Origin of the sequence: Rhodococcus sp. IEGM 1305 (assembly GCF_030058635.1) — a bacterium.
In the GTDB taxonomy this organism is placed as follows: domain Bacteria; phylum Actinomycetota; class Actinomycetes; order Mycobacteriales; family Mycobacteriaceae; genus Rhodococcus_F; species Rhodococcus_F opacus_D.
The window spans coordinates 126,182-138,304 of sequence record NZ_JASHKX010000017.1 but is presented as its reverse complement, the minus strand read 5'-3'; the positions used below and the strand labels follow the sequence as shown (position 1 = coordinate 138,304).

General features: G+C 64.5%; 12 protein-coding genes. 7 read left to right on the top strand and 5 right to left on the bottom strand.

Going from position 1 to position 12,123, the window contains the following annotated elements; genetic code table 11:
- The first annotated feature begins 132 nt into the window (after nucleotides 1–132).
- Together QM693_RS22655 and QM693_RS22650 are read left to right on the top strand one after the other, a co-directional pair.
- A complete protein-coding gene (locus QM693_RS22655; RefSeq protein ID WP_283353494.1) occupies nucleotides 133–1,365 on the top strand; it encodes a DUF6745 domain-containing protein in 1,233 nt (410 codons plus the stop codon).
- A gap of 42 nt (nucleotides 1,366–1,407) precedes the next feature.
- Nucleotides 1,408–1,863: a DUF8820 family protein gene (locus QM693_RS22650; RefSeq protein WP_283331696.1), complete on the top strand. Its 456-nt coding sequence runs from the start codon at nucleotides 1,408–1,410 to the stop codon at nucleotides 1,861–1,863.
- Nucleotides 1,864–2,133: 270 nt separating this feature from the next.
- Here QM693_RS22650 and QM693_RS22645 read toward each other — a convergent pair whose 3' ends face one another.
- Together QM693_RS22645 and QM693_RS22640 are read right to left on the bottom strand one after the other, a co-directional pair.
- On the bottom strand, nucleotides 2,134–2,229 hold the full coding sequence (locus tag QM693_RS22645; RefSeq protein ID WP_283331962.1) for a hypothetical protein: 96 nt from the start codon (nucleotides 2,227–2,229) through the stop codon (nucleotides 2,134–2,136).
- 365 nt (nucleotides 2,230–2,594) lie between these two features.
- The gene (locus QM693_RS22640) at nucleotides 2,595–3,080 is read right to left on the bottom strand and encodes a DUF3263 domain-containing protein (protein WP_283353493.1); all 486 of its coding nucleotides are present in this window, start codon (nucleotides 3,078–3,080) and stop codon (nucleotides 2,595–2,597) included.
- Between the two features lie 269 nt (nucleotides 3,081–3,349).
- On the opposite strand from QM693_RS22640, the gene QM693_RS22635 reads away from it, so the two are divergent.
- Entirely contained in the window at nucleotides 3,350–4,474 is a 1,125-nt protein-coding gene (locus tag QM693_RS22635) for a LacI family DNA-binding transcriptional regulator (protein ID WP_283353492.1), read from the top strand.
- 139 nt (nucleotides 4,475–4,613) lie between these two features.
- On the opposite strand, the gene QM693_RS22630 is transcribed toward QM693_RS22635, so the two are convergent.
- The 3 genes from QM693_RS22630 to QM693_RS22620 form a co-directional block, all read right to left on the bottom strand.
- Nucleotides 4,614–5,363, bottom strand: a complete 750-nt coding sequence (locus QM693_RS22630) for an SDR family NAD(P)-dependent oxidoreductase (protein ID WP_283331691.1) — start codon at nucleotides 5,361–5,363, stop codon at nucleotides 4,614–4,616.
- Between the two features lie 91 nt (nucleotides 5,364–5,454).
- A complete protein-coding gene (gene hisD, locus QM693_RS22625; RefSeq protein ID WP_349307515.1) occupies nucleotides 5,455–6,756 on the bottom strand; it encodes a histidinol dehydrogenase in 1,302 nt (433 codons plus the stop codon).
- A 408-nt stretch (nucleotides 6,757–7,164) separates the two neighbouring features.
- Nucleotides 7,165–7,842, bottom strand: a complete 678-nt coding sequence (locus tag QM693_RS22620) for a GntR family transcriptional regulator (protein ID WP_283331687.1) — start codon at nucleotides 7,840–7,842, stop codon at nucleotides 7,165–7,167.
- Between the two features lie 174 nt (nucleotides 7,843–8,016).
- Here QM693_RS22620 and QM693_RS22615 point away from each other — a divergent pair, with 174 nt between their 5' ends.
- From QM693_RS22615 to QM693_RS22600, 4 genes are all read left to right on the top strand, one after another.
- On the top strand, nucleotides 8,017–8,907 hold the full coding sequence (locus QM693_RS22615) for a fumarylacetoacetate hydrolase family protein (RefSeq protein ID WP_283353490.1): 891 nt from the start codon (nucleotides 8,017–8,019) through the stop codon (nucleotides 8,905–8,907).
- Nucleotides 8,908–8,909: 2 nt separating this feature from the next.
- Nucleotides 8,910–9,830: a VOC family protein gene (locus tag QM693_RS22610; RefSeq protein WP_283353489.1), complete on the top strand. Its 921-nt coding sequence runs from the start codon at nucleotides 8,910–8,912 to the stop codon at nucleotides 9,828–9,830.
- A gap of 50 nt (nucleotides 9,831–9,880) precedes the next feature.
- Nucleotides 9,881–10,312, top strand: a complete 432-nt coding sequence (locus QM693_RS22605) for a nuclear transport factor 2 family protein (RefSeq protein ID WP_283331681.1) — start codon at nucleotides 9,881–9,883, stop codon at nucleotides 10,310–10,312.
- Between the two features lie 534 nt (nucleotides 10,313–10,846).
- Nucleotides 10,847–12,103: an MFS transporter gene (locus tag QM693_RS22600; protein ID WP_283353488.1), complete on the top strand. Its 1,257-nt coding sequence runs from the start codon at nucleotides 10,847–10,849 to the stop codon at nucleotides 12,101–12,103.
- Nucleotides 12,104–12,123 lie beyond the last annotated feature (20 nt).

Here is a 12,123-nt window from a genome sequence, read left to right as displayed (position 1 = left end):
TTCTCACGTGAGGCAACGAAGGGGCTCACGCGGGCATTTCGGATGAGTCAACGCGGGGCCTTGCGCTCGCCGCGTCCTCGTGCCACGCTCTAGAACTATGACTATTGGAAAGGCGGACACCGCCACCGTCGCGTGAGCGCCGCACCGTTTCGCTCGGTGGCTAGACCCCGAGCGCAATTCACCGAGAGCACTGATGTCTCCTCCGACTACATTCTGGCCGTTGAGGCCGTGCGTGATGCATGGCTGAGACACGGGCTGTGCGCACACCCCTCCGATCGCGCCACTGCAGAATCGGCTGTCGCGCAAGTGTATCGGCAGTCCGGATTACGGAGGCCGGAGTTCGTGTGGGTTCCGTCTCCCGTCGCCGGATCGGACCTGATCGTCGCCGAAGGTTTGTCACCACCGATGTCGTTCGATGGCAACGGAATCCACTGCGCTTCCGCCCGGATCGCAACCATGCTTTCGGAATCACGCAGTCGCATGGACGCACGAATCGAGCGGAGGAGATCCGACTGGCCGAACGAGCGCCGGACAGTCGAGACCGCACGGGTGAAGCCTCCTGAGGAGGCTGCCCGCGTCGGCATCAGCCCCGATCGGATCATCCGAGCGACCGTCTGGGATTCGCTGCACACCACACTCTTCGACGGGGTCGCCGCTGCGATACGGACACTTCTGACCCCTGCTGTCCTCGGTGTCACTTGGTACGGGCAACAAGAAGCCCACCGGGTCGCCTACTACGACACGTACCGCCGGCTCGGCCTCGCTGAGTTCCACCCCAACGACAACACGCTGCTCGACGCCAGCATTGCGCTGACCGGCGCAACCGGATGGTGGTGGGCCTTCGGCGACATATGTGTCATGGCAGAACGACCCACCACTCTTCATGCCGAGCCCATACCGGGCCGTGTGCACAACGAACACCGGCTGCACCACTCGGATGATCCAGCACTCGAATTCCAAGACGGCCGAGCAGTATTCGTTCAGCACGGGACAATAGTCCCGGACTGGGTCGTCCGCGACCCGACTGCAGAACGTATCGCACGTGAACGCAACGTCGAGATCCGCCGATGCGCGATTGAGCGCATCGGGTGGGACAACTACATCGAGGCGGCCGGACTCGCGCTGGTCGACCAAGCCGACGATCCAGGCAATGCCGGTCGCACCCTGCGGCTCTACGCGACACCGGACGGGTGGGGTCGCAGTGGCCGTATCCTGCTCGCGGTCAACGGTTCTTCCGAACGCGACGGGCATCGGCGGCAATACGGGCTTCACGTGCCCAGATGGATCTCATCAGCACTGGACGCCGCAGGCTGGACCTACGGCCTCGGCGGCGCCGACTACGCCCGTCTCGTTCGTCGCACCTGAACAAGACCGAAACCTGAATCCCTGAACTCGAAGGTGACTCGCATGAATGCAACCATGACCTTGTCCACTCTCACTGCCCTCACCGGCCTCGATGTGTTCGACTATCTTGACCAGGAAGTGTCCATACCTGTCGTCGACGGCCTGCAGGCCCAAGGTGATCTCATCGTGATCCCGTATTCGCTTGTCGCCGGCATCGTCACGTCCACCGCGTGGACGCGGACGGAGAACGTACCGCTCTCAGGAGTGGAGTTGCTGCGCAGCGCTGCGGGTGGGAACCCGCACAGCCTGGTCGCCGAGCAAGGTGGCTGCACGTGGTCGACGCCGGTGAACGACCCCAGGGGTCTTGCGCTCGGTATCCTCGACACCCGGGTGACTGCGTACCTCATCCACCCTGAGCACGGCGCCACCGGCATCGCCCCTGGCCGGTATGTCATCGGACGGCAGCGAGAACAAGGCATCGGACGGTCCTCCGAGCGGGCGCAACTGGTCGCCGACTGACGTTCGGGTCCTCGTCCGGAGTGATCGGATCGGTACCCGTGTCAGAAATGCCGAAACTTTCGATACCTGATTCCGCCCGCATTGACCGGGGATGATGGCAGGCCCCCGTGATGGCAGGTGGTTCGCCGAGGGCACTCTGGATAGTCCTCCGCCTGTCCTATCCCGTGGGCAGATGGTTGACCATAGTGGCGCATGCCCCGGCTCGTACAGGACTTGAACTCGAGGACGCGGTGATCACGTCAGCGAGATGCCCTCGTGGTGTGCCGCCGGTCAGGAAAGGGGCGCAAGTAGGTTGACAAGCTGAGCCCGGGCCCGGTGGGTCCGTGTCTTCACCGTTTGGACGCTGACGCCTCGGTGTTCGGCGATATCGGAGCAAGTTGAGGGGACATGACTGCCGCCAGCTCCGTCGGGCGCAGGAACCGCAAGGTTGAATCAGCGGCGCTCTCGGATGGGAGCTGGCTCATTTTGCATACCCTCGCCTTCTCGGACCCGCCGCGAGTCTACTCTTGGCGCCATCGACCTGCGGTTCCGCAACGAGCCCACCGGGCCGGGTTCTTGAAATCGGGAGGCTCCGTCGCTAGGCCGAGGTCGTCCAGGCGCTCGATATCTGCGTGGTCAACTTGCCCGGTGATCGACGCACGCACCATGCCCCCGAGGGTTTGTGCGGCGCAGAGGGAGATATGCGCTACGGCGGGCGGACCGTTGCAAGTAGTAGTGGCCTGGTCTCGCAGCTAGGAGTTGTGTGGAGCTACTGGGTTACTCTCGACTGTCGGTAGTCCGCCGTCGTGGAGGCGAGTGAAGCAGATCTGCCGAAGGTGCGCTTTCTCGTCAGGGGACAGTGCCGCGGCGGCAGGCGTACTCAACAGTTTTCTCACCCGCAGAAAGTACTGGCAGGTGTTGAGCCCGAATTGAACGAAAATGTCTTCGTCGTCTCCACCGCCCCAGTGGCGCCACTTCATTGCAAAGGCCAGTGCCTCTTGGGCGTCGCTTGGTGAGTGCTCACTCGGATGTGCCGCAGGTGTCTGAAGTGGGCGGTGTCGTGACCGCTGCGCTCGGTGTAAGTCGTTGGGGACATGGAACTCTGGGTCTCGCTGAGCGGATCGTGTGACGGTTCGAGTACGTGCCTGCTTGACGTGGGGGGTCGCGGTTCCGGCTGCACTCACATGACCGGCGCCGAGTATCGCCGGGTGGTGTGGGCGCGGCGTGCGATCTGTCATGAGGGTGGCCTTCTGGGTCGGGTTGTGGGGTCGGTTGGGTGCTTGCGGACAAGAACTCCATATACGGGGTTATGGGCGCGTGCTGCCGACCGCGGATCCAGCGGCTGTTCGGCGGCTTCTGAATCGACTGCGATGGCGCGCGCGGGCGGTGGGGAGCGCGGTCAATTCGGAAACAGTCGTGGCGTGGGGCGCCGGTCGCATTGGCGTGAGCCGCTGATCGGTGGGCGGCCTGGAGGTATACGTATGCATGTTAGACTGGCGATATATCTGTGCCCAAGAGCATTCTGGCACAGACGATTACACCCTGCCCGTGGATTGTTGAGACTGCTGGTGGAGTGCTGGATCAACAGGGCGGTACATTCGCCGGCGACAGGAGCGAAATGGCGATCACTAGTCGCGACGTGGCCCGGCTTGCGGGGGTCTCGCAGCCGACGGTCTCCCGCGCGTTGCGTGGAGACCCGCGTGTTGCTGCGGAGACGCGTGCTCGGGTGGAGAGCGCCGTCGCCGCCCTCGGCTATGTTCCCAGTGAGGCGGGACGTAACCTCGTCACTCGGACCGCCAAGCGCATCGGCATAGTGGTGAGCGATCTGACCAACCCGTTCTACCCTCATTTGATCGGACCCCTGCATGATGCGCTCGAAGATCATGGTTATCGAATGATGGTCTTCACCGAGCCGTCCGACAGCCAGGTCTCGGTCGGACAACTCGTTGATGGCTCGGTGGACGGTGTGGTGCTCTTGACCAGTGATGTGGGCTCTGCCTTACCCGCGGAGCTGTCTCGGCGCCGTGTGCCGTTCGTCTTCCTCAATCGCGAGAGTGGACCCGGGGTCGGGGATGCCGCGGTGGTGGACAACGACCTCGGGGGCCGCCTTGCCGCGAAACATTTCACCGGGCTGGGGCATCGGCGGATCGCGGGCATCTTCGGCCCGCAGACGACCAGTACTGGCCGCGATCGCGAGATGGGCTTCCGCCTGGCCCTCGCCGATGCAGGAATCGGACTCTCCCCGGAGTTGACCCACCGAGGGTCATTCGAATTCGACACCGGGCATCGGGCAATGCGGGAGTTGCTCGCGTTGCCCTCGCCTCCGACGGCCGTCTTCTGCGGCAATGACGTCGTTGCGATCGGAGCGCTCAATGCGGCTTCGGCTGCGGGTGTCCGTGTGCCTGACGTGCTGAGCCTGATCGGTTTCGACGATATCCCGATGGCGTCGTGGGAAGTGTTCCAGCTCACCACCATCGGCCACGATCTGAATCTGATGGCGCGGTCCGCGGCCGAACTGCTCGTCGAACGAATCAAAGGCAGCAGCACAGAACCACCGCGTCGCATCATGTCCAGGCCACACGTCGTCGAGCGGTCCACCACAGCACCCCCGTCGCCACGGCAGCCCTCGTGAGAGCAGTTCCTTCGGTCGGCAACACCAGTCCGGGGGACCGATGCAGGAAAGCGCGGTGGCCGCAGCGAGGGGAGCGTCGTGTTCGAGACCTACCGGTGATGCCGGCAGGTTCAGTCGGGCGTGCATCGCAGGTCGCTGCTCACCAGGCGGTGTAGCCGCCGTCGACCAGCAGCGTGTGACCGGTGATCAGCTTCGCAGCGTCGCCGGCCAAGAAGGCGACGGCGCCGACGATGTCTTCCGGTTCCCCGAAGCGTCCGGCAGGAATGCGGGAGAGCAGGGTCTGTCCCCATCCAGGTCGGTCGAGGGTGGACGCGGTCAACTCGGTGCGAACGAACGTCGGGGCGACGGTGTTGACGCGGATGCCGTGGGGTGCCCACTCGATGGCGAGTACCTTGGTGAGCTGATCGAGTCCGCCCTTGCTGGCGCAGTACGCGGCGCGTTCTTCGATGCCGACCGTGCCGGCCTGGGACCCGATGTTCACCACCACTGCGCCCGTTCCCGCCGCCACCCAGGTCCGTGCCAGAGCCTGGGTGAGGAAGAAGGTGCCCTTCAGATTGGTGCCCGTGACCGCGTCCCACTGTTCTTCGGTCACGTCGAGGGCGGGGGCTGGATGGTTGACACCGGCGTTGTTGATCAGAATGTCGATCCCGCCCCCGATGTGTTCGGGCAGCGAGTCGATGAACGGCGCGATCGACGCCGTGTTCTGGATGTCGAGTATCAACCCCGGGGTGCCGAGATCGGACTCGATTTGCGTGGCCCCCGTCTCGGTCCGGGAGGTTCCGTATACGGTGGCGCCGAGTCCGGTGAGGGTGCGGGCGATCGATTGCCCGAGACCTTTGTTTGCGCCGGTGACCAGCGCGCGTTTGCCGTCCAGTGTGAACGTGACCATGGTGGATCCTTCGGTGTGTGTGATGCGTGCGGGGTGGAAGGTGACGACGCACCCGGGAAGGCACCCACCGGGTGCGTCGTCGCCGGTCTCATCAGAGCGCCGTGGAATCCTGAGGCGCCCAGGTCAGTGGTGCGCCGGCGTACTTCGCGGCGCGCACGTCGCCGGAGCGGGCGTGTCCTTCGAAGAACTCGACGCGTGCCGCGCGCCCGCACAGCTCACCGAGTTCGGCGCTCGCCGCATCGGACGTGACTTCCTGGTATGTGACTGTCTTGAGGTACTTGCCCACCCACAGTCCGCCGGTGTAGCGCGCGGCACCCCGGGTGGGCAGCGTGTGGTTGGTTCCGATTACCTTGTCGCCGTACGACACGCAGGTCTTCTCCCCGAGGAAGAGGGCACCGTAGTTGTTCATCACGTCGAGGGCCCGGCGTGGGGTGTCGGTGAGAATTTGCACGTGTTCGGAGGCGAAGGTGTCCGCCAGCGCGTACGCAGCCTCGATGTCCTCGACGACGATGATCTGGCCGTGATCGCGCCACGCCGGTCCGGCGAAGTCGCGGGTCGGCATGTCGGGGAGGATCGCGTCGATGTGAGCGAGGGTGGCCCGGGCCAGGGCTTCGGAGTCGGTGATGAGCACGGCGGGGGAGTCCGGCCCGTGTTCGGCCTGGCTCAGCAGGTCCACGGCCACGATGAACGGGTCGGCGTTCGAGTCTGCGACGACCAGGACCTCGGTCGGGCCGGCGAATAGGTCGATGCCGACTTCCCCGAACAGTTGCCGCTTGGCTTCGGCGACGAAGGCGTTACCGGGGCCGGCGAGCATGTCGACCTTGCGGATCGTCCCCGTGCCCAACGCCATGGCGGCGACGGCCTGGACGCCGCCGAGGAGGTAGATGTCGTCGGCTCCCGCCAGGTGGAACGCGGCAACGGTGGCGGCGGGAATCTCCCCGCGGATGGGCGGGGTGCAGGCGGTGATGTGCGGTACCCCAGCCACTTTCGCGGTAACAGTAGTCATGTGTGCGGACGCCACCAGTGGGTAGCGGCCACCCGGTGCGTAGGCGCCGGCCGCACTGACCGGCAGGTTGCGCTGCCCGAGGTGCACGCCGGGCGTGGTCTCGACCTCGAAGTCGGTCAGCGAATCCCGTTGGTGCTGTGCGAACACCCGCACGTTCTGCTGGACCGTCTTGATGTCGTTGATGACCTCGGCGGGGACACGAGCGACGATCTCTTCGATCTGAGTGTCGCTCAGCTTGAAGCTCTCCGGCGTCCACTTGTCGAACTTTTCGGAGTACTCGCGCACCGCGGCGTCTCCGCGCTCGCGGATATCGGCGATTACCGCGGTGACCGTCTCGGCGACGGCGGGATCACCAGTGGGGGTAGCCACGGAGAGGGCGGATTTGATGTAGAGCGGCTCGGACACGCGGAGCTCCTTCAGAGGGGTGAAACGATTCGGATTGATGGTGCGCGGTCTCGAACGACCGATGCGCAAGGGTATGTATACGTATGTACTACGTGTTGCACGATACCTTCCCCGGCGCGAAGATGGCAAGGGTGAATGAAAATACCGCGTCAGCCTGGCATGTGAAAGTTTGTGTCAATAAGCAGAATTCGATCTCGAGTGCGTCCTGCTTCGCCGTGACAGGGCAGCGCGACGGCGGGTGATGAAGACACGATTTCGGGCTCAGGGCGCAGTGTTCGGCCAGGGGCGGTTCATTCGAATGAATCGGTCTACCGAGGGTCGACGAATTCCGAACGCACCAGTGCGCTGCTGCGCTTTGTGCCGGCGGCGGCACCCGGTTCGGTTGGGTGTCTAGCTGCTCGGAGGGGTCAGGAGGGCATCGGTGGTGCGCCGGATGTGGGTGCACAGCAGCTCACACGCTCGACCGGAGTCGCGACCCACGGCGGCGTCGAGGATGGCGCGATGCTCGCCGGCGATGTCTCGATCCCGATCGTGCAATGGCGCGGACCAGCGCCGGTAGAGTTCGGCCGAATCGCGGAGCATAGTTGCGGTTGCCAGGATCCGGTTGTTGGTGCAGCCGTCGAGCAACGCCTGGTGGTACTCGCCGTGTGCGAGAACCCAGTCGTCGGAGAACCGAGCGGGGTCGGCGGGGTCGTACTGGGGGGTGCGCTCGAGGCGGTGGTGTGCGGCGACGACCCGGCCCTCCCATCCCAGATCGCCCCCTGCGATGGCGTACTTGAGTGCGAGGACCTCGATTTCGCAGCGTGCATCGGTTAAGTCGACCAGGTCTTTCTCGGAGATCTCCACTACGCGAAAGCCCAGTTTGGGCGCTGAGGTGACCAGTCCCTGCTCGGCGAGCCGTTGCAGCGCCTCTCGGATGACGCCGATGCTGCACTTGTACGTCTCCACCAGTCCGGCAAACCCTAGCCGTGAACCGGGGGCGAGACGCCCCGCAAGGATGTCCGCGCGGACCGCTTCGTACACGCGGGCCGTCCGACTCGGGGCCTCGATGGGCAGCTGAGTGGTCATCGCGCTCTCACCGGTTCCTTGTCACCTCGGGGTTGGGTACCTGCAAGATCCTACACGATCGCGAAAGATCGCAGAGTTTTCGAAAACTATTTGACTTTTCACTCCACCGGTGTGATTGTCGTTACAGGCGGTGCCGCTGCCGTCTCGAATTCCAATAGTGATGAGGAGTAGCTCGTGCGCTTGATGAACCTTGCAGGTCGATTGCAGATTGCGTTGGGGGACAAGGTGATCGACGTGTCTGATGCCAGTGGTGGGCGCTTCGACGCGGACCCGCAGGCGGTCTACGACCGGTGGGATGAGTTCGTGGGATGGAGTTCCTCCCTGCCCACTGACGCTCCGCTGAAGGATCAGCAGGGAGTGGTCGGTGCACCGGTCCCGCGGCCGCGGCAGGTCTTCGCGGTCGGTCTGAACTACGACGAGCACGCCGACGAATCGGGCTTCGAACGCCCGGAGAACCCGGTGATCTTCACCAAGTTCGTCTCGTCGATCACCGGCCCGGTCACCACGGTCGAATTGCCCGAAGGAGCGGTCGACTGGGAAGTCGAGCTGGTAGTGGTGCTCGGCCGCGGTGGCCGCAACATTCCCGTGGCCCAGGCATGGGATCACGTCGCCGGCGTCACGGTCGGCCAGGACCTGTCCGAGAGGGTGCGGCAGCATTCCGGCCCTGCCCCGCAGTTCAGTCTGGCCAAGTCGCATGCCGGCTTCTCCCCGGTCGGCCCCACGCTGGTGACGGTCGACGAACTCGACGATCGCGACGACCTCGAGCTCGGCGCCGACATCAACGGCGAGACGGTGCAGACAGGACGGACCTCGCAGCTGATCTTCCCGGTCCCGGTGCTGATCGAGAGCCTCTCGCGCACCGTCGAGCTCTACCCGGGCGACGTCATCTTCACCGGCACCCCGGCCGGTGTCGGTGCAGGTCGTACCCCACCCCGCTACCTCGGCGCCGGTGACGTGCTGCGCAGCTTCATCACCGGTATCGGCGAGCTGAACCAGAGGTTCGTCGCTCCCGCCGAGTCCGCAACCGCGCTCAGCAGTGCCGAACTGGTCACCCAGCGAGGCTGATCATGGCGCTTCACCGACTCGACTCCATCGTCCTGGGCGTGCCGGACCTAGACTCGGCCACGGCCTTCTACGAGGACTTCGGTCTCGCCCACGTCGGCGGGCACCTGTTCGCCACGCAAGACGGGTCCATCCAGCTCTCGCTGGTCGCGGCACCGACCCGCCGGCTGGTCACCGCGACGTTCGCCGTCGACGATGCCGACGATCTCTCCCGCGCCCAACGGAACCTCACCTCGCTGGGGTTGGCCTCCGCGCGCACCGGCGGCCGGGTGAGCACCGTCGAACCCGCGACCGGAACCGGAATCGACCTGTTGATTTCCCCCCGCCTCGAGCAAGAGCGGTTTACCGCCCCCGCGGTCAACGCCCCCGGCCGGATCGATCGAGTCAACGCCCGCGCCGACGGGGCCGTCCTCGAAACCCGGGCCAAGCCCCGCCGGCTCGGACACATCGTCCTCGGTACCCCGAACTTCGATGCCTCGCACCAGTTCTTCGTCGACGCACTGGGCTTCAAGATCAGCGACATCGTCAAGGGCGAAGGTGTGTTCCTACGGTGCTCGACCGATCACCACAACATCTTGATCCAACGCGCCCCGATTGCGTTCATGCACCACAGCAGCTGGCAGGTCGACGACGTCGACGCGATCGGGCGGGGAGCTATGGACATGCTCGACGGGCATCCCGAGCGCCACGTCTGGGGTCTCGGTAGGCACTACGCCGGGTCCAACTTCTTCTGGTACTTCAAGGATCCCGCCGGCAACTTCGCCGAATACCACAGCGACATGGACTTCATCCCGGAAGACGCGCTCTGGACACCCGAAGAACTCGAAGGAGCTCGCGGACTCTATCGATGGGGACCGCCACCACCACCCTCGTTCATCAAGCCCGACGACCTCGCAGACCTGATGATCCACGGCCACAGTGGCTGAGAGCCGATCTTCACAGCTCGCAGACCGCTCTCACGGAAGGAGAAACACCAATGGACAACAGCAGCGATCCTACGCAGGTGTTGCTGAAATTCTATGCCGCGGAAGAGAAGTATCTCGCCACCGGCGGTGAGGACTTCAGCGAAATCGCCAGCACACTGGATCCTGAATGCGTTATGCACCAGCCGCAATCATTGCCCTACGCCGGCGAATGGCACGGACACGATGGCTTCGAACGGTGGATGGAGGCGTTCGGGGATACCTGGGCGTCCCTCGCCGTCGAGAATCCCGCCTTCTACCCGTCCGGAGCGAACCACATCTTCGTTCGATCGACAGTGGTCGCACGCGCCAAACGCACCGGAACGGACATCACCTGGCCACTCTTGCAGATGATCACGACTCGTGACGGGCGCATCCTGGAGATCCAGCCCTTCCACTGGGACACAGTGCCGATCGCTACAGCGGCGGCCTACCCCACGAGCTGATCGACCACGACCCTGGTAATGGCGAAGTGCTGGGTCGCTCGTGAATCGAGCGGTCATACACGGACATGGCACCGCACCACCTCGGCACCCGCGTGTCCCCGGAGGTCGGCGGCCATCCCGGGAACTGCAGAACGACCCGCACGCCGCCCTCCGGGAACCCGCAGTCGACCACACCCTCAGCGTCGACTTCTCCCTCGTTCCAGCTGCCACATGACGGGTGATTGCCCGATAAGCGCGGCAAACCCGGAATCGTCAACCCGACCGCGCAGATTGAGCGCCGAACTCGGCACGCAGTGCGGGCAGCAGCATGACTCGCTCCTCAAACGACGCGAATCCCGTGATCCCGCATCCCATGCGCTGGTCCACCCATGTATGGCAACAATCAACCGACACCGCACCCGCGGTCACCGGAATTGAACTGCCCGTGCCGTTCGGCGCGGTGCCAGTCGGCAGGACCTCACCACGACGGCCCCGGGTCGGCGACTGCCGGAATCGACATCATTGCACCGCGCCCATCACCGCCCAAGGACAACAATGACCATTCCCCGTCAATCCGCCCCGGCAAAAACCGCCGGGCACGACAGTCCGCGCAGCACCACAAACGCGGATACCCTGCCCATCGCTGCCCTTCTCCCGCTCGCCGCGACTGCACTGCTTGCCATCGTCACGGAGACACTCCCGGCGGGATTGCTCCTGCAAATCTCGTCCGGCCTCTCGATCAGTGATTCCGCAGCGGGGCAGATGGTGAGCGCGTACGCACTCGGCGCCGTCATCGCGGCCATCCCTGCTATCACCCTCACGCGAGGTATGCGGAGAAAGCCAATCCTCCTGTCCGTCGTGGCGGGGATGTTCCTCGCCAACCTCATCACTGCCTTCGTCGATATCTTCGCCATCACACTCGTCGCGCGGTTCGTCGCCGGTGCGTTCTCCGGAGTGCTGTGGGGCATGCTCGCCGGCTATACCCGAAAGATCGCCCCACCGGCCAAGACCGGCAAAGCGCTGGCGATTGCGATGGCGGGTACCACCATTGCCTTCTCCATCGGTACGCCGCTGGGGACCTACCTCGGATCAATGCTCGGCTGGCGATGGGCATTCGTGACCTTGGCAACGTTCGCCGCTGTTCTGATCGCATGGATTGTCGTTGCCGTTCCCGACGCACCAGGACAGCCGCCGCAAACCCGCACACCCCTGCATCGGGTGTTCACGGTCCCGGGAGTGGCGGCGATACTCCTCGTCGTCTTCGGCTGGTTCTTCGCCCACAACATGCTGTACACCTACATTGCACCGTTCCTCGCCTCCGTCGACGCCGGCCTGCGCGTCGACGTGGTCCTCCTCATCTTCGGTGTCTCCTCGCTCGCGGGAATCGTGCTCACCGGAACCGTGATCGATCGGGCTCTCCGCAAGATGGTGTTGGCCAGCCTGACTGCATTTGCCACCGGAACACTCGCCCTCGGAATAGCAGGCGGCAACTCACTCGTCCTCATGGCCGCCGTAGTCCTCTGGGGCGGAACATTTGCCGGCGCCTCGACATTGCTGCAAACAGCACTGGCGGATGCCACCGGGCCCGATGCCGATGTTGCAAATTCGATGCTGACTGTTGCCGCCAACCTCGCGATTTTCGGTGCGGGCACCACCGGCGGAGTCCTCCTCGACACGGCAGGCCCGCAGCTATTCCCATGGGTGGCCCTGGTCATCATCGCAGTTGTCTTCGGAATCGCACTCCTCGCCCGACGAAACGCGATCGTTCCAGGTCGACGCGTGGACCGAATGGAATCGCCGTCGCAGGAGTAACCCCCACCGGCCCAACACCA